General features: G+C 57.9%; 10 protein-coding genes and 3 pseudogenes. 8 read left to right on the top strand and 5 right to left on the bottom strand.

From position 1 onward, the window contains the following. Positions 1-58 precede the first annotated feature (58 nt). Entirely contained in the window at positions 59-835 is a 777-nt protein-coding gene (locus WMN78_RS06845) for a DeoR/GlpR family DNA-binding transcription regulator (protein WP_340532813.1), read from the top strand. Positions 836-1185: 350 nt separating this feature from the next. Here WMN78_RS06845 and WMN78_RS06840 read toward each other — a convergent pair whose 3' ends face one another. Then, positions 1186-2952, bottom strand: coding sequence for a DUF262 domain-containing HNH endonuclease family protein (locus WMN78_RS06840; RefSeq protein WP_340532812.1), 1767 nt, complete (start codon positions 2950-2952; stop codon positions 1186-1188). Positions 2953-3920: 968 nt separating this feature from the next. On the opposite strand from WMN78_RS06840, the gene WMN78_RS06835 reads away from it, so the two are divergent. The 7 genes and pseudogenes from WMN78_RS06835 to WMN78_RS06805 all read left to right on the top strand — a co-directional run bounded on the left by WMN78_RS06835 (position 3921) and on the right by WMN78_RS06805 (position 12843). Beyond that, entirely contained in the window at positions 3921-5357 is a 1437-nt protein-coding gene (locus tag WMN78_RS06835) for a DNA cytosine methyltransferase (protein ID WP_340532811.1), read from the top strand. Positions 5358-5572: 215 nt separating this feature from the next. Further along, the gene (locus WMN78_RS06830) at positions 5573-6934 is read left to right on the top strand and encodes a hypothetical protein (RefSeq protein WP_340532810.1); all 1362 of its coding nucleotides are present in this window, start codon (positions 5573-5575) and stop codon (positions 6932-6934) included. Between the two features lie 357 nt (positions 6935-7291). Continuing rightward, positions 7292-7915 (top strand): annotated as a pseudogene (locus tag WMN78_RS21120) (hypothetical protein); the annotation flags it as partial. Between the two features lie 18 nt (positions 7916-7933). Next, complete coding sequence (locus WMN78_RS06825; RefSeq protein ID WP_340532809.1) at positions 7934-8620, top strand: nuclease domain-containing protein; 687 nt, start codon at positions 7934-7936, stop codon at positions 8618-8620. A 1271-nt stretch (positions 8621-9891) separates the two neighbouring features. Next, positions 9892-10326 (top strand): helicase associated domain-containing protein, encoded by a 435-nt coding sequence (locus WMN78_RS06820; RefSeq protein ID WP_340532808.1) that lies wholly within the window; start codon positions 9892-9894, stop codon positions 10324-10326. A gap of 106 nt (positions 10327-10432) precedes the next feature. Then, positions 10433-11352, top strand: a pseudogene (locus WMN78_RS06815) (IS3 family transposase). 352 nt (positions 11353-11704) lie between these two features. Next, positions 11705-12843: pseudogene (locus tag WMN78_RS06805) on the top strand (IS30 family transposase). A gap of 499 nt (positions 12844-13342) precedes the next feature. On the opposite strand, the gene WMN78_RS06800 reads toward WMN78_RS06805, so the two are convergent. From WMN78_RS06800 to WMN78_RS06785, 4 genes are read right to left on the bottom strand one after another with little or no spacing between them, the layout of a single operon-like run. Beyond that, positions 13343-15154, bottom strand: a complete 1812-nt coding sequence (locus WMN78_RS06800; protein ID WP_340532806.1) for a DUF1998 domain-containing protein — start codon at positions 15152-15154, stop codon at positions 13343-13345. Further along, the gene (locus WMN78_RS06795) at positions 15151-18264 is read right to left on the bottom strand and encodes a helicase-related protein (RefSeq protein WP_340532805.1); all 3114 of its coding nucleotides are present in this window, start codon (positions 18262-18264) and stop codon (positions 15151-15153) included. The genes WMN78_RS06800 and WMN78_RS06795 overlap by 4 nt, the downstream gene beginning before the upstream one ends. Next, on the bottom strand, positions 18261-19844 hold the full coding sequence (locus WMN78_RS06790; protein WP_340532804.1) for an NERD domain-containing protein: 1584 nt from the start codon (positions 19842-19844) through the stop codon (positions 18261-18263). Before WMN78_RS06790 ends, WMN78_RS06795 begins: the two co-directional genes overlap by 4 nt. Further along, positions 19844-24607, bottom strand: a complete 4764-nt coding sequence (locus WMN78_RS06785) for a DEAD/DEAH box helicase (RefSeq protein ID WP_340532803.1) — start codon at positions 24605-24607, stop codon at positions 19844-19846. The genes WMN78_RS06790 and WMN78_RS06785 overlap by 1 nt, the downstream gene beginning before the upstream one ends.

Genomic DNA, 24607 nt, shown 5'->3' with positions numbered 1-24607 from the left:
TGTTTTGTTGGGGGCCGGAACTAGCATGGTAACCACGCCCACGCGAAGGAGACCGGGAATGCTGAGCGCAAATGCCAGGCGCGAGGAGATCTACCACCTTGCCGTGACCACCGGCCTGGCCTCCGTGGAGGAACTTTCGGCCCGGTTCGAGGTGACGGCGTCCACCATCCGTCGGGACCTGGCGCTACTGAACGGGCAGGGCCGGCTGGCCCGCACCTACGGCGGGGCCATGGCCCTGGGCGCGCACCCGGAGGCGTCGCTGCGGCAGCGCACGGGCGAGGCGTTTGATCAGAAGCACGCCATCGCCCGCTGGGCGGCGTCCGTGATCCGGCCCGGGGAGAACATCCTGCTCGACGCCGGCTCCACCGTGGGTGCCCTGGCCCACGAACTGCGCGGCTTCGAAAAGCTGTCCGTGACGACGCCGGGCATCAACACCATGCAGGAGCTGGCCGATTCGGAGGGCATCGAGGTGGACTGCCTGGGCGGCCGGCTGCGGAGCCTGAGCCAGAGCTTCGTGGGGCCCCTGGCTGAGGCGGCCCTGGAGCGGATGAGCTTTGACCGGGTGTTCCTGGGCGCCGACGCCGTCACTGCGGAGGACGGCATCTGCGAGGCCGACCACGCCCAGACCCGCCTCAAGGAGCTCATGGCCCGGCGGGGGCGGGAGGTGTACGTGCTGGCGGACTCGTCCAAGCTAGGGCTGCGGCCGTTCCATGCCTGGGCACGGCTCGCGCTGCCCTGGACGCTGGTGACGGACGACGGCGCCGACCCGAGTCAGGTGCAGATGTTTATAGAGGCGGGGGTTGAGGTTGAGGTGGCGGAGGTTGGTTTGAAATAGACCCGCCATTCGTTCCGCCATTTGAGGTCATCAACAGCGCCGCACTAAGCCAATGGACTTGGCACGATTGCGTCCAAGCTTTCCGAATCGTGCACATCCGGGGAGGCCGAACTGCGTTAAAACGGCCGTCAAGAGGCTCGCCACCGCGCGAGCCGTTGGTAAGTTATGCATTCGGGGAGGCCGGATCCATACACTTGCGGAAACATAGTTGACTTCGGCGTTTCAGAGCGCTTGAACTCGGTGCAGAGTCCTGCAGACGCTTACGGCAGCTGATACATATGCTTCCAGAACGGGCAGCTCAACTACTCGCTATTCTCTGCTAAGACAACTCAACCCCGGGGTTGGTCATTTCAAACCTTGTCGGAGACGTATTCCGGCCATCGTTCAATGGCCCAGTCAGCGAGAACCAGGCTCCGCGCCTTCACCTCCGCGGGCGTCCACTCTGGGTACTTGTTGGCGAAGTCGCGAACAGACTTGAAGACTGAATCGGAGGAATATCGCGAACGCTTTAGCGCGTAGGGTTCGTTGCCTACGGACGAGTTCATACTCGGCGAAAGCGGAAGAAGGTTTCCAAGGACATTGTGCAGTTCGGCATGTTGCTCTTTGGAGAATGGCCAGGAAGTCGTCGGCTTTTGCGGCAAGACGTGTTCCAGATGTGCCACAGTGTTGTGCTTGTCGCCGCCTAGCGAACGGTCATACTCGCGCACGACGTACTTGGATATCGCACTCCCGTAAAGAGGGCGGGTAGCCACAGCGATGCGAACGTCCTCGTTGGAAGGCCATGCAACAGTCCTATATCCCCGGATCTTCTGGATAACCTTCGATGCATTGACCTCAGCGCCGCAGTCCTTCCAAAGGCCCTTAAACACAGCATGAAGACCAGTAGGCTCGATCCCGCATATTGCCCGTCGGGTAAGGAAAGCATCGATAACGTTCAGTATTTCAAGGCCGGAGCCCTCATTCATCGACCCGGCACTGATGGCAGCCGAGAGTTTCATAATAAAGGGGTAAACGGAGCTGGGAGCCCCGGCGGCGTGAAAACGACTCAGCCGTTCCGCCACGACCGCATTGTGGCCTGCCCGGTTCCCACCGGCAGCCAGATCCATAAAATGGGATTGGTAAGTCGCGAGCTCTTGGATGACTTCCCCTGGTTCCTTCCCCTGCCAAGAATCCCTGAGGGCCTTATAAACTTGTGATTTGGTAAGTTTGGAGTTCTGGATTAGTCCATAGGGGAAGAAGTACTCATCAAAGTAGTTCTTGTCTTCGACCCAGAACCCGCGATAAAAGGGAAGCCACTCCTCCTCATTGATCCTGTTAACTTCAGACGGATCGCTGTCTGCCGCACGTGCGAAGATGTCGTTTCTAATCAGATCTCCCGCAGTCATTGGCTGCTGTCGAGAGTTGAGGCTGTCGAAGATCTTCGGTCCATTTGTGGGGTCCTGCACTTCTATTTGAACGACGGTGAGGTGCTCAAGCATGGCACCATAGACCGCGCTTACTCGCTCGGCCCCGCCCTCCTTAAACTGCGCCTTGAAGAACCGCTTGGCAGAAGCATAGTTGTTCTTAATCGCCTTGCCCTTGTTGCTGTCCTGTGCGTCAGCAGTAGCTAGACGACGGAATGTGAAACCGATGAGTTGCCTGGCAAATTGCTTGGTATCGAGAATCTCCTGTACGACCATATTGAGGCGCGATCGATCCTCATGACTTGTATGGAGCCGCAGGTTCGACCCACCGCCCGTACTAAGCCCATCTACCAGGAAATTGAGGAAGAGGGCCTTGGCCTCTTCGATCTGATCGTTGTCTATCAGAGTTCTTACTGCCGCCAGGATATAAAGGTAGATGGTTGTGAGTCGCTGCTGACCATCGATAACCTCTATGATGTGCGACTGGGCAGCATTGGCTCGGGCACGTTGGTGAGTGATGATTGCACCGAGAAAATGAACGTCCGTTTCCCCGCCAACGAGTTTTAGTACGTCCGCCTCAAGCTGGGTGGTCCGTTCGCGGTTCCATTTATAGGACCGCTGGAAATAAGGGATGTTGTAAATGTTCCGCCCTGTGAAGAGTCCAGACGCACGCACCTCGTCGGTACTCAGCGTGAGCTTCGGTTCAGCAGGCATACAGATCCCCTTCATAGTCGCTGCCTTACTATAACTGAACCCAATTCGATCACATTACCTCCCGGCAAAGGGGTAGTAACGTCGAGAACTACAAGGGCTCTGCGGCCCTGGCAGCCCCCTTAGATCTGCTGGGCTTACAAATGGATCAGGGGGACGGGCACCGGCAGAGTGGCCCGAATTTCCCTCACCCATCGAGACTGGCCCGGCGCGGCCTAGCCCACCCCCGGCAGCAGGCTAACCTCGAACGGCGCAAAGGACCCATTATCGATACTCTTCGTTTTCGTATCAACGTGAAAGTTTCGAGCTCCAGGTGATGCCCTTCGCATCAATGCGGATGCACGAAGACTCATAAGCGCGGTCAACGGGCATCTACGCTGTATTGAGCCGTTTTTCGATCGCCATGCCCCGGAGCTGTCGAAGCAGTCGTAACCTCAATTGATGTGTCTGTTCGGTCGCTTGATTCCAGATGAGTATGGAGCCCGAGACCTGCCGGCCAACGATAAGCAGTCCTTGGCTTAATTTCGAATGCAGCGAGCGGAAAACCTGAATCGTGATGAAGACCGCCGGGACGCGGAACTGCCGAAGTACGGTCGGCTGATGCAGCAGAGCACGAACGACGCAGGCAGCATGAAATCCGGCGTCGACACCCTCACCTACGGTTGCTTAGCGCCAATCCGGAGGGTTCAGATGAAGGATCCGGGGCGATCTTCACTTCAGAGGAACGATGAGTGCTATGGCAACGAGCCGGAAAGGCAGTACGAAAACTGCCGCCGCGACCTGGACGGTCTGGATGACTTGGACGGTGGCCACATCGTGTGGCACGTCGCAGGGGCGCCAACATCACTTGTTAACGCGCGAGCTGCGTGTATCACGTGCAATCGGTCCCGGCCTGCGACGGACGCCACGTCTTACCTCTTCCGGGAGCGCCCAGTCGTAGATTGTCAGAGCCGTAGGGCAAGATTGAGGGCATGGATTTACTTGCCCAACCAGCCGCTGACACCGTACATGACAAGATCAAGCGCCTCCTGTGCGGAGGAACGCCACGCATGCTTGACTTGTTTAGTGGGTGTGGTGGTTTGACAACTGGGTTCACACGAGCGGGTTTCACCTCGGTCGGCGGTGTCGAGTTTGATGCACATGCAGCAGCCTCCTATGCACGCAACTTTCATTCTGGCGACAAGGAATCCCACTATGGGCAAGCTCGCGACATCCGGGAGCTTGACCTCGAAGAGCTGTTGGGAACCCCCAAGAGCAGGATCGGAACCGCCGTGGATGTCGTCATCGGTGGCCCTCCGTGTCCCAGCTTTACGCGTGTCGGCAGAGCAAAGCTTCGGGAAGTAATGGATCACCCAGAAGCGTTCAAGCTCGATGCGCGCACTACCCTCTTCTTAGATGCGATGCGCGTGATTGAGCAGACGAAGCCGATAGCGGTCATGTTGGAGAACGTCCCGGATGTGTTGAATCAGGGCGGACGTTCAGTCGGTGACGAAATGGCTGAATATCTCAGCGGTATCGGTTATCAGGTCTCATACACCTTGCTCAATGCCGCGAATTATGGCGTGCCGCAAACGCGAGACCGCTTCTTCCTTATGGCCTTTGCAGCTGAGCTCGGGGCACGTCCTGTGTTTCCGGAGCCGACTCACTGGCTAGAGATACCAAAAGGTTACAAGAGTTCACGGGACGTTGCGTTGCGGTTGCTCGGCGACCTAAGTTCACATCCTTTTTATCGCCCGCCCTCGGAAGCAACTCCAGATTTGACTCCGGCTGTCACTGCCCAACAAGCGTTAGGCGACCTACCTAGGTTGGTCGAGCGACTTTCTAGAGGAGCCCGACGGTTCGATACGCCCCTTCCTACCCCAGCTCCAAAACAGATGGGTGCTTTCGCTTCCACAGTCCGTACGTGGTCTGGTTTCGAAAACACTGGAAGCGTCTCGGACCATGTCACGAGAACTCTTAGCGAACGTGACCTTCGCTTATTTGCTGCCATGAAGCCGGGCGACCAGTACCCGGAGGCCCACGCGCTAGCCACTTCCTTCTGGGAAAAGGCAGGGGGGGATCCCGCGCGGTTGCGGGAGTTCGTACCGCCATACGATCCATCAAAGTTCCCCAATAAGTGGCGGAAAATGGAACCGGACGCACCGGCACGAACACTTATGGCGCATTTAGGCAAGGACACATATTCCCATATTCACTACGATTCCAGTCAGGCGCGCACTATTACAGTGAGAGAGGCTGCTCGGCTTCAGAGCTTCCCAGACGGCTTTCAGTTCTGCGGAACGATGAATCCGGCCTTCCGTCAGATCGGGAATGCAGTTCCTCCCCTCCTCGCGTATCAGTTAGGAAAAGCAATGAGAAGCGGAATCGCAAGTGCTATGTCCCTGGACGTGGAGGCAACAGCCTCTTGAGTTCATGGGAGGAGTTCAATCGACGTTTGAATCAGCGTTATCCCGGAATCACAGTACAAACTCCGCCGAGTGTTGGCTCAGCCAACAGTGCAAGGTTCTTGGCGAATGCTTTCAAAGCCGGAATCGCGAATCTGCAGGGACGCCGTCGGCTCATGAATGCCCTCGAGGAAGGACGCCCCTGGGCTTGGGTGTCTAAAATTATCCCCTTAGGGCCCATGGATTCGGAGCTGTACGTATGCCTCATTTTCAGCGGTGACAATCTACGCAAGCTGGAAGAGCGCCTGTCGGAACTTGACCATCGGGCCGACGCCGGGCTCGGCACTGGGACAAATAATACAAGATTCTTGCTTCACTCGTCAGGTTTCTACGCTACGACCGCATCCGAAACTGACCGTATAAATCCTCAGTCGGATGCTGACGCGTTTGGTACGCCGGTGCCAGTGGATGAGATCGTCTATGCGGATGTCGCGGCGAATGGCAAATTAACGCCCCAGGAAGTCGATATTGTGCAACGGCTCAGGAGGGACTACGTGGAGCCCGAGAAGATTGTGCGGCTCGAGGCCGACGGAGTGGTAGAAAGTTTTGTCAGACCGCCTGAAAAGATCGCTATCAACGAGCTCCTTGATCGAGTGGAGGAACTCGGTGGACACTACACTCGAGAAACTCTAGAAAGCTTCCACCTCAATCTAATACACAATCCGCAAAAGCACTTTGTGATTCTGCGAGGCATTTCAGGAACTGGTAAATCCCGGCTTACCAAGTGCTATGCCTATTCCATCCTCGGCCTGGAAGGGCTGGACGTTGCAAGCGACAGATTTGTCATCGTGCCCGTGGAACCTCAGTGGACTGATCCAAGTTTCTTGACCGGCCACGAGGACGTATTGGCACCCGGCGGGTACCGACGTACGGCATTCTTGGACTCCCTCTTGTTGGCAAACTCTGACCCTCTTAAACCTGTTTTTGTACTTTTGGACGAAATGAACCGTGCACAAGTCGAACATTACTTTGCCAATTTTTTGAGTGCCATGGAGATCGAAGGGGCAATCCGATTTCACGCTGCTGATTCGATTGAGGTTCCAGACGTACCGCAAAGCATCCCATGGCCGCGAAATCTCTACTTGGTGGGCACTATAAATGACGATGAAAGTGTCTTGCCATTTAGTTCTATGGTGCTGGATCGAGCTAACTCGCAAGACTTAAGCGACGTAAACGTCAGGGCCTACGGGAAGTGGCTGCGAGAACGAGAGCCAGAGCTTGCCACGACTCTGTCTGATGAGTTACTGGAGGAACTCGCTACAATTAATGAACTTCTGTCCCCGCACCAACTTCATTTCGGAAATCGAACTGTCCGGGAGCTTGCCCTGTATGTACACCGCGCTAGGTCTATGCGAGCTTCCATCGATCCCGTGGACAGGCAAATCGATCAAAAGATTCTGCCTAAGCTCAGAGGGGGCGCGGAATGCACGGCTATGCTTAACAGCCTTGCCGGGCTGTTAAGCGCTAGGCCGCTTGCTCTTCGACGGGTTAGTCTTATGAAATCCGACCTTGACGAATCCGACTTCTTCAAGTATCGGTAATTCCAATTGGGGTGGACACTCAAACTGAAGGGCGACCGGTCGCCCAATGCTCCCGTAATTCTGGAGGCTTGGCCGAATGAAGTGAACTCTTCGGCTGTCGGCATTGTTGAGAATTCAACCTATTGGTGGAACCTATGCGGTGACGTCGGTTCACCCTTTGAAATACGTCTTACTGTCAACGGTGCGTCACTCACAAGAGATGTAGTGGGTCCGAACGATATTTGGTTCCGCTGGGACATAGGATTTAATGCAGGATTTGCAGACTTAGAGCTCACGGGGCTCAGGGGTAGTTCTCTTGCTGTGCGAATTGTGGTCGACCCCGCCAAAAACAAGCTCGTGCGGAAGGACTTCCGCCTTATGCTTGGGGACATTATCGCTGACACTCGGACGTTGGCATCGACATGTGGATTGCATGAGGGCCTCTCCCGTGGCAGGTACGACCTGCCAATCGCCACGCTCGAGTACATCCTCGAGTCATCGGCCATTATTCAAACGCTTGTCAGAGAGCTTGATGCGCGACACCACAAGCGCTTAGGCCGTACTTCAGTGAATGTACCCCTTCGTAATGCAAGGGGAGTTTCGAGTGCCCAATGGAACCGAAGCCGCAGATCAAGCAGGCCGGTGGCGGGCGACGTCCTCGCGAGGCTGCCCCAACGCGTTCAGCAGTTGGTCCAGAGAAGCGGTGGAGAGATTCCGGGTCAAATCGCGCAATCGAAGAGTTTTACGGATTCTAATCGCCGGGAACATGCTGAGATTTTAGGGTTTCTTCAACGACTCATAGCTGAGTTACGGCGGGCTATCCGGGGTCTGAACACCGGACAAGTTAGGGAAGATGAATTAGTTCTCCAACAACGCTGCCGCAGGGTTGCAAGACGATTCACGGAGCTATTGGGCCTGCCGATCTTCAACTCGATTTCGCCCGAGCATTCACGGTGGCAGCATTCCCATCTTTACCAACGAGTGGAGCCCTATAGGGCGCTGTACCGGATATACAGAGACGTGAGCTCTGGCATTTCCGGCGTCGACGGCGATTTTACTCATGTTCCACTCCGTGAAACTTTCCGCCTTTACGAAACTTGGGTCTCCCTTCGGCTGGCACGTGCAGCGGGTCTGTTAGACCCTGGCCTGGATGCTGCAGCAATGTTTGCCGACGCGGAGGATCCAAACCGCCTAACCGTATCGCTACGATCCACTAGTGTGCAGTTCAACGGTCATGTGCTCAAGTTCAAACACGTCTTTAATGAGGTCTGGCTTTCGCCAGATGGAGTGGGTTCATACTCGCGCCAGATGATCCCTGACGTTGTCCTTGAGGTTCTCGCCTCTGATACAGGTAGCCGCCGCATGGTTGTTCTCGACGCAAAGTACAGGGTCGAAGCTCAGCTCAACGATGCCATCTCCTCCATCCATATGTACAAGGACTCTTTGATCCATGAGGACCGGGCCCAAGGAGGAACTGAGGATAGGCACGTCGTCGGCAGCGGCTTGGTAGTCGTGCCGAGCCTGCCCGGCCGCATGACTGTAGAGAGAGATTGGCGTAGCGAGAAAATGCCGATCGTGGTCTTTAGGGAGGGCTACCAAAAACGTTTTAAGCTGGGCGCCATGTTGTTGAGCCCTGGAACTGACATAAGTTCAATTGCAGCGACCTTGCAGGGCTTGATCCAGTCCAACGGAGGATTGATCCCGTAACTTGGGTGACTCCAGGTCACCCTGTCCGGGAGTACCGCCTGCCGGATTTATGGGTTAGTGCTCCAGAAGCTCTGGCGGCGACGGAGGGATCGAGTTGAAGACGGTCGGGTCGATCGTGTCCGGCGAGGTCCTGTACTCCGCGGCAGAACCGCAGTGAACGGCCAATCTAGCCAGCTAATCTGGCGGGGTCTGAGGCCGGCCAGTGACGGAGCGCCGACGGGCCAGTCGGAGTGCTCATGTCGCCCCAAGACGGGGCTGAACTAGGAACGTTGGATGGGAATAGTTTTTTTCGCCTCGGCGCTCACCCGGCTACACATAGCACTTCACATCGGGCTAATCCGTTTGCACACCTAGCTGGCCGGCGAATTGCCCAAGTTTTGGCGAGCCCCGTTGCAGGGACACGAACGAGGCCCCGTTTTGGCACACGGAACTGCCCCGGCTTTTGTGACTCAGGGTCTTAGGCCGCTCAGAGCGCGGTCCGGTTGATTGTTTCTTATTCGATGAGCGTGACTTTCCCTGCCTTCTCCGAGAGGTCCGGTGCGGCGGATCGGCACTGGAAGTCCGGGGCCGGAACCGGCGGCTGGCGTGCCTGGAACCGGAGTGTCAGCGGCGATCATTCCGTGAGCCGACGAGAGGACCCGAGGCCAGGCCGTCAGAGTTCATGGGCCCGTCCAAGTTTCATCCGAACGCAAATCTCCCAGCGTTCTGCGAAGAGCCCATCGGCCGCAGCCTCCGTCACGCCGGTGAATCCTTTCAGAGCCCCTAGGACGTCCTTCGGGCTCGCCATCAGGTAGGGTACCCGAAGCCTCCGGCGGTGGTAGCGGAAGGATGCCTACTTGGTTCCCCGCCCGGCCCCTGCCTTGGCTGCTGGGCCTGCAGAACGTGGCGGCCGCCTGCAGCGAAGCGGACGCCCGCATGTGTCCCCGGCGAAGACCTGTGTGCCATGGCCTATGGCGAAGGGCGCTCCCCCTAGTCCTAGAGCAGACAGCTAGTCATTTGCGTTAGTGAGTGCCTAGGTTGTCGCGTACGGTGGATGGCATCATGGGACGGTGGGGAACAAAAGACGGGGCGCTGCCCCTAATCCGGAGTGGGTGCTGATGTACCGAAAGGGTCTTGGTAGGCGGAAGATTTCTGAGCTTACCGGAGTCCCGCCAGCGACAGTGGGTTATCACCTCGGCATCGCGCGGGCCCTTCAGCCTGGGCTGGAGGCTGAGCACCGGGCGGCTTCCCGCGGTTACCCCACAAAGCCCACAGCTCAGGGACGCGAACGCATGCAGCAGCTGCTTGCCATCGTGCAGGAGACGGGACGGTATCCGTCCAGGACCGCACCAGATGCAGCGGAGCGGACACTGGCGGCTTGGCTGCAGCGACGACGCGGGGATGCGCGTGCTGGGAGGCTGGCGCCAGCGTTCCGTGACGGATTGGCGGTGTTGCCGGGGTGGCAAGGTGCGTCCCGTTTCCTGGCTGATGAGGCGAGGTGGCAGGACCGTTTGGGAGCATTGGCCGCGTACCGGGCCACCGGAGAGGACTGGCCGCGGCACAAGGGCACCCTCACCGCTGAAGAGCATGAGCTGGGGGTCTGGCTGCACACCCAGCGTTACAAGCTGCGTCGCGGCGAGCTCGATCCAGCCAAAGAGCGGGCGCTGGATGCCAAAGCACCGGGCTGGCGGGCGGGCAGGCAGCGTGGCCGGAAATCAAGGTTGTAGCCTGCCCCCTAGTGGCTTGATGAGGATAAGTGCTTCATGGGGGACTGCCCCCGGTTTTGTTGACTCCTTGACCTAACGAGCTTGTGCTCGTGGAAGGATGTTGACCATGCCCACGGCTTATGGGGCGGAGTTCCGCCAGAATGTTATTGATGTAGCCCGCAAGGGCGAGCGCCCCTGGCGCAGATCGCGAAGGATTTCGGGCTCTCGGTCACGACGCTGAAGCGCTGGATCGCCATCGCCGAACGTAAAGACTCCGGGGCCGGCCCGGCAGAGCGACGGAGTCGGCCGAGATGCGGGAGCTGAAGAAGCGCAACCGCTTGTTGGAGCAGGAGAACGAGATTCTGCGCCGGGCTGCCGCCTATTTGGCCAGGGACATCAACCCAAAATGATCTACGGAAGCCGGGGCCACCGGTCCATGACGACCTGGTGGAGCGGGACTTCACCGCCACTGCCCCGAACGAGCTGTGGCTGACGGACATCACCGGGCAGTTTCACTGGCCACCAGCGGGCACATCAACTGGCCGCCCGTGGGCAGAAACTACTGGCCATTGACAACCGAGCACCCCACTGCCGAGGGGAAGCTCTATCTCAGCGCGGTGAAGGACGTCTATTCCGGAAGGATCGTCGGATACTCGATGGACGCGCGGATGAAGTCCTCGCTGGCCGTCGCAGCGCTGGAGAACGCAGTCCGGGCACGCCGCCCGGCAGCGACCGTGGTGCACTCGGATCGCGGGTCCCAGTTCCTGTTCCCGTCGCTTCGTCGCATCACTGCGGCACCACGGGCTCACAGGATCGATGGGCAGGGTCGGTGCGTGTGCAGACAACGCCGCGATGGAATCGTTCTTCTCGCTGCTGCAAAAGAATGTCCTGGACCGTCAGCGGTGGCTCACCAGGCAGGACCTCCGGCTGGCTATCACGAGCTGGATCGAGCGGACCTATCACCGCCGGCGACGGCAAAGACGGCTGGGAAAACTCACGCCAATCGAATATGAAACAATCAACCGGACCGCGCTCACAGCGGCCTAAGACCCCGAGTCAACAAAAGACGGGGCAGTCCCCTTTGATCTTCCGTACCATTACCGGTACTCCTTCCACCATGTGTCCGTCACATGGTGGACGGAGCTTTTCAGGTGGTGCTCAACCACACCAACGGTGGTGCTCAACTACGCCAGTCGCGCTACCGGGCGATGGCGCTCACCCGCACTGTCGGTGACGGTCGAAAACTGAGCCGTTGTGACGGCGTGGCGTCTAGTGGTCGTTGCAACACCTGAGCTTTTAGGAGTTGCAGTTGTCAGATATGAAAAGACCAAGAAAGTCCCGGGGCGCCCCTCCAAAGAACGCTGCCCGGGCTCACTATGATCAGCTGATGAAGCGGGGAATGGGCAATTCCGAAGCGTGCCGGATCGTAGGAATCAGCCGTAGTTCGGGCACTCGCTGGCGGCACGGCCACACGGTCGTTCTGAAGTCCGGAGACATCAAGAAGTACGCTCCCATCTCCCATCAGAGGCCGGCCGTGATCTCCGCCCGATTTCTCTCCGAGTCGGAACGGATAACAATCGCGGACCTGTTGCATGACCGGCGCAGCATCCGTGCCATTGCCCTGGAGCTGGGGCGTAGTCTGTCTACCGTGAGCAGGGAGATCCGCCGGAACATCCACGAACTCTCTGGCAGCTACCGTCCGCGGACGGCCCAGCGCAATGCCGAGCGCAGACGGAGCCGTCACCGAAACGGGAAGATCGCGAGCAACCCGGAGCTGCGGGAGTTCGTGCGCGAACACTGAAACAACGCTGGAGCCCCCGCCAGATCAGCAACCGACTACGCACCGACTTCCCGGGACAACCAGAAATGCACATCGTGCCTGAGACGGTCTACCAAGCCCTCTACGGGCGCGGAAGCCTGGACCTAGCGGTGGATCCGGCCGTCTCCCTGCGCAGCGGACGGACCGGTCGCCGGCCACGCCGCCGGAAGGAACACCGGACCAGGCGCTTCCCCGACATGGTCATGATCCGGGACAGACCTGCAGAAGTGATTGGCAGATTGGTACCAGGGCATTGGGAAGGTGACTTAATCATTGGAAAGGGCAGCCGCTCGGCCATCGCCACGCTGGTCGAACGGACCGCGCGCTTCATCATCCTCGTGCATCTGGCGGGAAACCGCGGTGCTGAGAACCTGCGCGACCGGCTGGCAGAAACGATGATCCCGCTCCCGGCCCATCTGCGTCGTTCCCTTACTTGGGATCAGGGCACTGAAATGGCTTGCCGCCAGGATTTTACGCGGCAAACGCTGATCCCGGTGTACTTCTGTGACCCCGCCAGCCCCTGGCAGCGCGGTTCAAACGAGAACACCAATGGCCTACTCCGGCAGTACTTCCCGAAAGGCACCGACCTGGGCGCCCACAGCCCCGAACACCTCGCCAGGGTCGCCGCTGAACTCAACCGGCGACCCCGGGAAATCCTAGGTTGGCAGAGTCCCATGGAGCACCTGGCTAGACTGGCTTCACCCTCGACGGAACCATAAACCGTTGCAACGACCGCTGAATTCCGCCCCCACGAAACGGCTCAGTTTTCGACCATCGCTGACACGCACCACAGGTGGAGCCCACCGAAGCCAATATTCAGGCAGCGGGCAGCATCCCGTCGGGTTGCTCAGAGAGGAGGGTCAGAATTTGGGCGGTGAACGGGCTCTTGGGTTCTGAACATAGTAAATAGTTTCACGCCGCAGAGTTGGAGCCCGTCCGACGGCATCGCAAAGCGGTCATGAATCGCGCCGGTGTACTCCAACCCGCAGGTTTCTGATCTCCCGAGAGGGGAAGCTGCTGGAGCGCGCGCTAACCACTTTCTTCAGCCTGCTCGGGACATACTCGGCCATTTCGCTTTCCGCCCCGTCGACTTGACTTCCCGACGCCGTTGCCGAATCATGGCCGATTCGACGCTGTTGTCACGCACCTCAGCTGGAAAAGGTCGCTCAGTTTCGTCCTGTGACCGCACCAGAGGCCCCGCATGCAGCGCCACCGCGCCTATTGTGCAACGATCCGGAACCGTGCACGGGCCTCCTCAAGAACGTCGTCGAAAAAGCCTGGGCACGTCTGGTCGCCCACCAGAAGCTTGCGGTCCAGAAACACATTCCCGGTTTCGCATGAAGTTTCGGACACGAGTGAGCAGCCGTGGCATGCAGCTAGGTTGAGAGCGTTCATGCCCTGGCCCCGGCTCTCTCGGCAGACGGGATCATTGGAGCAGAGGTCCGCGCTCTCGATCGACTTGAGGAGGATTCGGCCAAGAGAATCCTTATTGGCGAGCCGGACCAGTCCCCCGAGTGTTCCCTGCGAGTCCCCAGACGCCGTGTAGATCAAGAGCCCGGCCTGCGGGTCAGCTGTTCCAGGGAGGGCATAGATTCGTTCGCGCAGGGATGCTGCAGAGTAGCCACTTGAGAATTCCAGCTGTCTCATGAGTAGGTGAGCCAGCGTATGAAGCAGAATGTACCGCGTAGATGCTTCGGGCCGGCGAGGTTTCAAACTCAGGTTCAGAGACCGTCGGGAGATCTGTGCCACCCGGCTGACGACGCGAGAGTCACTTTCCCACGCCGCAATGTGCTCTTCATTGAAGGTGATGAAGATTCCTTCGCCGAACTGCTCGATGGCTGGGTACCAGTCAAGGGCCGGGATTTTGCCGAGATCAACTCTAACGATCGTTGATTCCTGTTTATAGCGCCTGAAACCCCTCATCGCTCTGACTTCTCGGAGCCGTCGCGCACCCGCCACGTGTTCGATTCTGGCTGTTAACGCCGAGGTCGCTTCAAAGCTGTTGGCAAACTCCTCATTTACGACGTCGAAGTCAGGATGGGGTTCGTGCCCGTGGTCCAGGATGGCGTTTTCGAACGCCGCCCATTCGCCGACGAGTAGGTTTGCGGTAGCCTCTTGGAGGGTGGGGTTTGCCCCTTCGCGGCTCAACGAAAGGACCAGTGCCTTCGTTGCACCGGTGGCCTCGGCGATCAAAGTCGCGATGTGTTCTTCTGCAGGTCCGCCGTCGAGTCCAGCGAGAGAAGCGAACATAGGATGCTCACGGACCTGGTCCCTTGTTTGCTCCGACCGAGATGCTTCTTCAGGGATATCAAGTGCGGTGACAATCTCCGGTACGTGAAGGCTCGTGGAACCTCGCTGAACTGCCCGAAGTTCCTCAGAGCAAAACGTGTCATCGGTGGAGTACTCCCAGGGCTGTGTTCCCCGGCATCTGTAGCCCTCATTAACGAGGGCCTTCTCGCCTGAGAGCAGGCCGAGGTCTCGTTCAGCCCCGCAGGCCTGACATGAAATGTGGGTCTGACTTAGCGATTCGCCACGTCCAGACGAGGTCTTGAAGTAGAGCCTCTTTTTGTCCCGGCATTGCTTTTGCTCATCCGTTTTCGCGCGTCGATGGGTCCACGAGCGCCATTCCACGTCTTGAACATGGCCTCCCGTCGCGCACACAGCCACGAAACGCATCGGGACCATCCCTTTGCCGCATGATTGACAGGTATTCCGGGCGATCCCTTGCACCCAGTTCATCGAATCGCTCATCAGCAGGCACGACTGGCAGAACCGCCACTTGGGGAAGCGCCAATAGTCCAGGGACGGTGCTTGTTTGCCGATCCCCGAAGGTTGCACGGGTGCTGTCCTGAAGCCGCGGACGCCCAGCTCCCGTTCGAGGCGGATGCACCTGAGAGGCTGAGAACCTACCTTGGGCCAATTGGTGATGTCAGGGGCTATGAATGATTCGCCCAAGATATCAACAATGGCGCCAGGGCCGAATGGGTAAATCGTCTCGTGGAGACGCAGCACTCTATCTTTGTCTCTCACTGTGCTTCCTTCTCTCTGGCCACCGTTATTCGAACTGCACTATCGACGTTCCGCATCGAGTTGATAATTGGCCATCCCACTCGGTCCTCGCCGAAAGATTTGGTGAGCGACGGGGCTTCCTTATCCGCGTAATGCAACTCATCGGCAGCAGCACGATCGGAGACAGCACGCTCCTCCCATTCGCGGGTCAGCAGCGACAGCATTGCTTTGGTCTCTTTGGCTTCGCTGCTGTCAGCCTTGCGAACAACTTCCAGGATGCTCTCCACAGCACGCTGTACCGGGACATAGTCTCTGCGGAACTCGGCAGCTGATTCGTTGGCTTGCAGCCGAGTTGCCTGCCTCACGAACGCCACGAGCACGCTTGGCAAGGTGCGTTTGCGCGACGACAGCGACCACGGAGTAACGCTGGTCGGTTCGACATGGCGGTACAGGGCTTGGTGATAGGCACGAAAGCTCTCGTAGTGGGAGCGATCTCGAGGCTTCCCAGCCCGGTACAGCGTAACGATGATTCCTGGGACATCGCCTCGACCCACCCTGCTGGTGGCCTGGATATACTCGGACGTGGTCTTCGGCTGACCATTCATGAACATCGACGCCAGCCGCGGTACGTCGATCCCTACAGAAAGCATGTTAGTACTCGCAACGACGTCGACCGCATCGGGCCGGTCGTAGGGCAGCGCAAGTCTGGACAAGGATTTCGGTAGATCATCTGCCGCGACTTGGCCGGTTAGTTCTGCCAGACCATCGCTTCTTAAAGCCCGGGTGGCCGCTAGAGATGAGGAGCGAGCCTTAAGGAGCGATTGAATGTCATCTCGCACTATGGTGACTGTGCGCCCCAATTCCCGCAAGCTGTTGTGGTAGGCCACAACAGTCCAATACGCATCCAGATCCCGGTCGTCTGCAGAGGACAAGGCATAGGGGGCTTCCAAGAGAGGCGTCATGCCTCGTACCGTCGACGTGGCCTGCGTAAAAGCCTGCGGCATCAGCCCGAGGTATATGCGCCCTGGACTTTCCTTATTGGGGACAGCGAAATAGCTGTTGTCCTCGTTGATGCCCGAGGGCGGGAACAATTGTACGTCTCGCGCCATCAGTCCCTTAACTTGATCTTCCGCAGCCCGAATCGTTGCCGTTGATGCGACAATTTTGGGCGTCGCACCGGTGGATTCGATGATTCCCATCACGGCAGCATCGAAAATGCCCACGGTTGTTCCCAGCGGGCCCGAGAGCAGATGCAGCTCGTCCTGAATGATGAGGGATGGGGCGTCATAGGCGCCCCTGCCTAAGAGCACGCCTGCTTCGGGAACTGCCGCCAGACGGGCGAGTTTGTCCACAGTGGCAAGAAGAATCGTTGGCGGATTCCGGTAAATTCTTTCATCAATGACTTCGACTGGAAGTTCAACGCTGAACGGGCATTCCGGGGAGGGGCACCGCAGCAGAATCGCCCCTGCAGAGACGCTGACTCCGTAGTCGGATTTTCGAGCAGATTTTCGAGCTGGCATGATCCTGTGACCACACCAGGGGCATGACTCGAGCTGGAAAGGATTATCGGGATATTGCTTGGTAAGCGTTTCCTCAAACCGAGAGATCGCGACCTTTTCCGTGCCAGGGGTTGTTTCGTTGCCGACCCACAGCCCGATTGAAAAAGGTGCCATGCCCCTTACCCTCGGGTCGTCGCGTCGCATCAGCTCCATGGCGCAGACTAACGTCGCAGCGCGCTGAAACTGTTGCGTCGTGAGAAGGCGAAGCGTATATCGCGTCAGAACAGCTGTGCCAGCACCCTTGTAACTGCGCGTGATTCTACGCCAGAAGATCTCAATCGCTGCGAGCCCTAGGTAGGCTTCTGTCTTTCCGCCACCTGTCGGGAACCAGATCAGGTCGACGAGCTTGCGCTCTTGAGGGCTGTTTTCAATAAGTGACTTGACACATAGAAGGATGAAGCCCAACTGGAACGGACGCCAGCTAGGCTCCTTTTGGGCTTCAACGCTCTCAGGCTCCCACGAACGCGCTTGCACCGACGTGGATTGGAGCATTTGGCCGCGCATGGCAACCATGGCGAGCGAGAAGGCCCGTTGGAGATCAGGGTTACATGCCAAGAGTTCGACGCCTTCCCGCATGCGTTTAACGGCGATGCCCTGTCGTTCAAGGAGCCGGGCGGCAGCATCCTTATGTCTGTTTTCTAGCCCCGTCGCACTTTCCTCCTGCCACCTAGTCCACGATTCATAGTCTTCGACAAACTGCGCCAGTCCTTGAATAACCGTGGTCGGTTCCTCCTCCAATCGTGCGAGGGTTCCCAACTTGAAAATCGCGGCATTTGATTTTCGTGCATCCAGCACGGGCACCGTAAATGCCGGCAACGGATCCATGCGAATGGTGACAGGGCCGGCAGCAGGATTGGTCCAATCCACGGAGATGCCGTGTCCGACCGCAAATATTTCCTTGTCCCTGTACCGGAGGGCCAGTTCTTCCTCCTCTTCGTTCAAGTTAAGTTCCGCAGTCGATTCATACGGCAGAATTGACCCATTGAGTGCCGCTACATCACAAGCAACCTGATACACGGCATCTTCGGTCTTGGTGGCATCGCTCAGATCCCGACCGATTTTCGCGTTGGACACCGACAAAGTAACCAGCCATTTCCCGCCCAAGTGCCTCCAGCGCGACGAGACGCGAACAGTGTAGTCGGAGCTGCTAGGTGCGCTCCAGGTGGATTTAGTGCTCCCAAGGGGAAACGTAAATGGGCCATGCTGGGTGCGTCGCCATGAGCGAGACTCCGAGCCCTCGTCCTTTGCTTCAGTCGCATAGGTGCCGAAGGAGATAGTGCATTCGACGCCGTCACCGTCATGGATAAACGACAAGGAAGCCGACGATGGTTTCCACGAATTCGAAGTCTCAATCGTCGGGTCGTCAGGATCGTCCAACTCGAGCTCGTCGATCGGACCCGTAGAGGCATCAGGAGCCAAGATTGCAGGATCGCTGGTCGGGTAGAGAGTCCCGACCAGATAAGTCCGGTCTGGCCGCGACGAGGTTACTTCTGCTGGGCCATCAAAAGGCCCAACGTAACTCTTCTTCAGGAATTCGACTACAAGTTGTTGCCGATTAGTTGCATCCATCATTTTACTATCCTCGATATCTGTTCAACTGCCGTGGACTGCATGACGTCCCAAGCTTTGTTTCCAACAGCAACCCAAAGAGAAACGCTTGCCCGGGTTAGGGCGACGTAAGCCCGAGCAACCGCCTCGGACGAGTCCAAAGCGTCAAGGTCAACTACGAGTACGTGCTTTGCTTCCAGGCCCTTAATCTGGAGTGGCGTCGCAACAGTAATAGGTCCGATCCGTGAATTAAAGGCGACGGTGGATCCCTTAAACGAGAACTGCAAAGCACTCTGTTGGGGGCAAGCAGCGCAAGTGATGATCAGCATGTTTTCGTTGGTGACCCCTTCACGGCTCAAATACTTCAGCCGTTCTTCGACCGCGTGGGCCGTCCGTGCGTCATCATTGGAGCGGACACGAATACTCGTGACCTTTGGCCCCGCGCCGATACGAGCAGTGCCGAGGTCGGACCCCAAGTGGAGCTGCACCCATCCAATAATTGGACCGGTATTACGCACGTTGTCGCGTAACTTCGCAGATACAGGTGCCCATTCCCGCAGAATCGAGTACGAGTCGACGTCAAAAGAACCGTCAACATGGGCCTGATTGTTGTTGTCGAGGAACATCCACCAAGTTCCACCCTCTAGACCGCCTCTAAGCCCCTCGTCCAGGAAGCCGAGATCGTCTGAATTGACCAAATCCTGTCCTTCATCAATGACCAGTGCATCGAACGGTCCCTCTTCAGACAGTCGTTCGGGTGCAAGAACAAAGACCTTCGACTCTAAAAGCGATCGCGCCGCATAGTCCCTGAGTTTTGACGACTTACACGTGAATGCCGTTCGATGGCCGGAATCGGAAAAGCGGCGTGCCCACTCGATGCCCAACAACGTCTTCCCGGTACCCGCTCCGCCTTCGACGCGCACACGCTGATGCTCGGAGAGCATTTCCATCGTCCGGGCTTGGTCCCCGAAAAGCTCTGCCATTTCGTTCCCTATGCGGCCTTCTTCGTCGATGAGCCTCCGCATCCTGTCGAAATCGCGTCGCAGAACAGTCCGAATTCCGTCCAGCCTCCGCTCTGGATGCAGGTGACCGTCGCGCGGATTCGTTCGAGCTCTCAGGGCTGATCGATCCAGTACGCGCCTGAAGGATTCGGGGGTCTTGACATCACCCGGCCCTGCCCACTCCCAGCTGCCCCACTCTGGATCGCTGTGCATTTCCTGGTCCGGCGTCACCACCAATGCAATGTCATTTACGAAGTCATCCACGTGCTCGGTGATGGTCTTACGCAGGGCAAACATGGCCCCCTGGGCCTGCTGCCACGGCGATTCGGGCTTCTCGTTTGTCTCTCCGAATCTGTTAGTGTGGCGCCACACACCATTCTCGCGGCTGACACGGCCTCCTTTTACTTCGAGGACGATAACAGCGCCTTTCCATAGGACCACGAAGTCTGCTTCCGCCATCCGTTTGGTCTCGTGCTCTGGGAGGTGAACAGAGTGGTAAGCAACTGCGTCATCGTTTGGAATCTTGTCCAGCAACTCCGCGATGCGCCGCTCAGCTCTGCTGTTCCTGGGATTGATGAACTCTAACGGAGGAATTAGTCGCATTAGGACACCCCGTCCCAAAACTGCTCATAGTCACGGTAGGCGAGACTCCGACCCAAGTTTGTGATGCTGTCCTGAAGATCCACGATGAGGCACTCCTCAGAACCGCCATTGCGGGGACCTCTGAGCCCGCGACCGACCATCTGCATATAGGCTCCAGGGCTGAGCGTCGGACGCGCGATGTAGAGGGCCCTCACTGACGGCGCATCAAATCCCTGGGAGAGGACATCGCAATTAACAAGAACCCGGAGGCCTCCCTGTTTGAAGCTGTTAATGATCCTTCGGCGCTCATGTCGTCGGGTTGTCCCGCTGATCGATGCCGCAGGGACGTTCATAGACCTCAGCAATGCTGCGACAATTTGTGCGGAAAGCACCGAAGACGTAAAGATCAGGACCGGCCAGTCGGCTGGAAGCTGTAGTACGTGGTCAATGATGCGCTTGGTTCGCTGCTCATCTGTGGCAATGCGTGTCAATACGGTTGCTGACAGGCGATTGAACTTATCCGCCTCATTCAGCTCGTTTTGATCCAGTTCAACGCTTGTTCCATCAAGCACTTCGCGGGTGACGCGGGCGAGAACGTCTCGCTTTTGCAGCTCCGCGATGGGGTCTGCACCCAGAGAGTTGACTAGATTACGACCGAACCGTGCGGCCAGCGTCTCTGTGGCAACGGCGCTGCGGCCTTTAAACGGGGTCGCCGACAGCCCTAAGAGCGGACGCTCGTTATGGCGGCCATCAACTCCAAGCCAGTTGAAGATTCTCGTGTAGCGCCGGGAAACGGCGGCAACGTGTGCCTCGTCCACCACAACCGCTGTGGGATTCGACAACCATTCGTAGTTGGGGCTACCGATTATTGATGTATCCAGCTTCGCGTCCGTTGCAACGATGACGCTTAGGTCGGTATCGGGCTCGCTGAGTTCGTGCTTGTTCCACAGCCGGCCAATAAGAAGCGCACGCTCATCTGAAAATTCCCTCCAAACCTCGTTCCAGGACTGGACAGCTTGCTCGCAGAGTTCTTCGGACTGGGCGATCCATAAAACCGGGCCCTCGATCTCGTCGGCGAGGAAGGACCTGACGATTGATTCGACTGCGACACGAGTCTTGCCAGCACCTGTGGGAAGTTCAATCATGGCCTTACCGGCCACACCACGCGCGGAGAGGAGTACCTTTCGGATTTCATCCGAGGCCGCCTCCTGGTAATCATGCAGGGGTTTGAGACCTGGCCGGCCCAAGACCAACTCCGAGTCGGGGATTGAAGCGGCACGTTCCCCGGCGAATCGTGAGTGGAATCCGAGGTCCTTGACGAATCTCGTTGCACCAGAAGAACCAGCCCAGTTTTGCGGGATGATCAGCGATCGGGCTGCTAGTTCGTTGGAGAGCTCCCTCAGGGAGTCAGAGCCATGCACATCCAGGAAGATCCTAGGGATCGCAGCATCACTGGTGTCTGCTCCTAGAGCATCTAGTGCAGGAAGCAGACCAGAGGGCAACTTCGCGCGTAGTTTCTTGATACCCACAAGAAGTTCAAGTTTGCCCTCATCGGAAGCACATGCGCGACAGGCTGTCTTCAGTTCGTGGACTGCCGCTTCGTCCCGCTGGCGCAGAATGTCATCAATGTCGCGAGAAGTGAGCCGAGCTTCGAACTCCAGGCCGATCGATTCGAGCACCTCGTGGTCGCTTGCTCCTTCTGCCACGTAGAGCACGCCGTTTTCGAGTGCACTACGGACGGGCTTGTCTTTGGTTCCGTCAGGAGTGATCACCCTGCGGGCAAGTCCAGCACATCGCACCAGGTCCGTCTCTAGAACGGACCTTTGCACGTAGTCTCGAAGGCCGAGAAACGCGTCACCGATAGCCTCAGGGTCGCTGGGTTCGCTGACATTCAGAGCGAATGAGATTGCCTCGCTGGCGAGGTGGCAATCCGACCGAGCCATAATCGATTCGAGGTCTTGGGGATCCAAACAGTAGATGTATGGACGTTCCCCTGCTTCCAGGTATTCAAGCTCCTCGGCCTCACGAGCGACGTAGATATCTGATGACCGACAGGGCCGAACTGCGCCACCTACGACGGCAGGTATCAACGAGGAACGTTTCCCGCTATTTGCAGCAGCCAATAAGGCCTTAGAAATCAGTTTGCATAGCGTGGCGTGTTGGCGGTCACCACTCAGCTTTACCGGATGAGCGCGCTCAAGGAACTCGAGCCATACTTCACGCGGGATATCATCCAGGTTCTCGATGAGGTCAAGCTTTCGGGCAGTGGGTTCAAGCGACACGGGCAGGTAAGCAACATACTCGTTCAGCACTGGCGACAAGGCGTCCGAAGGACGACGCGGACCCCAGCCCGTATTGACCAGTCCGTATGTCTTGGCTGCCCAGAGATGCGGAGCGAGGACCATCGCTGCCGGTGCATCGCTGGCGTAGCGAAACGGCCACTTTTCGGCGTTTGTTGCCACCTTGAGGACTCGCGCAGTCCAATCCGTGAGGGCTTCGGCATCATTAGCTGGATCGAACTCCAAAAAGATGGAGATTGGTCCAGGAGCATATTCGTAGGCAAATCGCGCCTCCAGCGACTCGGACGCCGACCTGTTGGAGAGCTGGGAACGGTACTCCGTTTCTGCCCAAGCTCGATACGCCGGGAACAGCTCTTCTTCGATTACCGGGTACTTGTTATCGACTCCAGTCACAACTCCTGCAGCCTGGGCCAGCGCGCGGCTGTGGAAGCTCGCGTCGAGTGCGCGCGCTGAGTCTCTCATGACAACGCCTGTGACTTCGGAATTCACTACGTCCTCAGCCCGCCGCCATTCGCCCGCCAGCGTCATTACTCTGATTGGGCCGCCACCGCCGACGTGGCGGCTAAGAATGTCCAGGGATTGCCGCTCGGGGACGTCCAAGAACATATCCCAAAGTTGTTCCCACTTCTCGGGAGGAGAGTCCTCTTCGCACTGGGATAGCAGTGCCCCGAGCGCGGATTCGGGGGCAATTTCATGGAAACCGAGTTTCTTCAGAACCCCAGCGTTGTCAGCGTTCTTTAGGAATTCCGGAGATACGGTCGTAATGCCATCGATTGCTGGATGGTTCGGGGAGGGCAAGAAAACGGTCTTGCTCTGCGCCACCTTCGTGAATCCCTGGTCGGTCGGGACGACCCTCGCTTCTAAGCCTCTCTGGCGAGCTGCCGTATCCGGGATGTTGCTCAGTATCCGAAGCGCATCACCGGCGTACTCCAGGTCGCCTTCTTTAGCACCAAGTTCCGTAAGCCAAGTAGCTACACCTATGAATTCGACGTCCCGGTACGTCTCACGGCTGTCCGGGTCGAGGGCGGCCGCTTCGTCCAGGAAGAGTTCACGCAGACGTAGATACCGTGTCTGAGTCTTAAAGCATGTCCAGTGTGGGACCTGCGTGTCCGTGTGGGGGGCTTTTTGCCAGATACGGTGCATCTCGGCGCTAGGATCCCGGCCCTGCCATGCTTCATCAAAGGAGAGCGCGCGCAGCGAGGAGGCGTTGACCAGGGATCCCTGACTGTTCGGAATCAGGGCGGCGCTTCGGGATCGAAACGGCACTTTTGTGGTCAATATTTGGTCACCGTAACCACGGAACTCCCGCGCGCGGCTTGGAAGGTAATCCAAATGACGGGCCGGATCTGATCCGCTGCGGAAGCGCGGAACGGCATCCAGGAAAATCTCAACGAAAACGTCCAAAATCTCTTCGTTGTACATGTTGTACAACATGCTTGTTCTGTCATCGTTGACTGCCCAAGGGGCGTTAAAGATTCCCCACGCCGTCGTCTTTTCCTCCAGCGGATAGTAAGCCCAGAAGGATCCCAGTCGGCCGGTCATTGATACATCGAGGGGCGCCGCATAGGCGATTTTGACTTGATCCCTGGCGATGGTTTCAGCAACGGCCTCGAGGGCGGCGCTGCTTGGATTGTGCATGTGTTCGACAACCAACCATCGCTCTGATTGCTTGGACGGACGATGGAGAGTGAACTCGTTGTTTTCCATCTTTTCGCAAAGATGTTCGTGCAAATACGGATCCGCCGTCGTGCGCCGGTCTTCCATAGTGAGCGCGCTGACGGTGTTGGCGAAGAGAAGAAACTCTGTTGGAAATTCTCTGATCTGATCACCCAGACGCTCATGGCCGCCTGTCAGCGGCATTTTGATGATTGTAGACGCCCAGCCAGCAAGCTCGGCAAGGACACCGTCAGCACGGATTTCTCCCGGAGCATCCACAACGGTGGGGATCCTAAACTGGGGAGAACGCTCTGCCAACGCCGAAACACGGGCGAGGGCTCGCTGCGCCTGAATGGAGTTAAATTCGAAGGAAACTGACCGACTGAAAACTTGAGCATTGCTGGTGATTGCGAGAATGGACTTAAATCCCAGCCCGAATCTCCCGATTTCGTCACCACGCTTGTCGCTAATGTAGGCGTGGGTCACTGCATCGATTCCAGCTTCGTCGAACGGCCTACCTTCGTTGGCGCAGTACAGCGCATCGTCAGTCAGGACTACTGCGACGTGTCCCCGACAATCGCCTCGCAGCAGAGCATCGGCCGCGTTCTGTACGAGTTCGAGGACTTGGCGCTTTGCATATCCGCCTGCACGAAAGGACTCTTCCTGGTTGGCATGTTCCCGGAGAAGTTTCGGGTCGGCCCTGTACGCTGAAACGGCTGCCTTGAGCTGATTTTCGATCTGTTCGACCAGCACGCTGCTGGCCTCGAGCCACTCCGTGCCGACACTCTCCCGACCATCCCCAACACCGTCAGTCAGTTCCGCGATCAC

It is taken from the genome of Arthrobacter oryzae (genome assembly GCF_037911235.1).
Classification (GTDB): domain Bacteria; phylum Actinomycetota; class Actinomycetes; order Actinomycetales; family Micrococcaceae; genus Arthrobacter; species Arthrobacter oryzae_E.
Note: the sequence above shows the minus strand (reverse complement) of the source record. Positions and strands in the feature narration are given on the sequence as shown.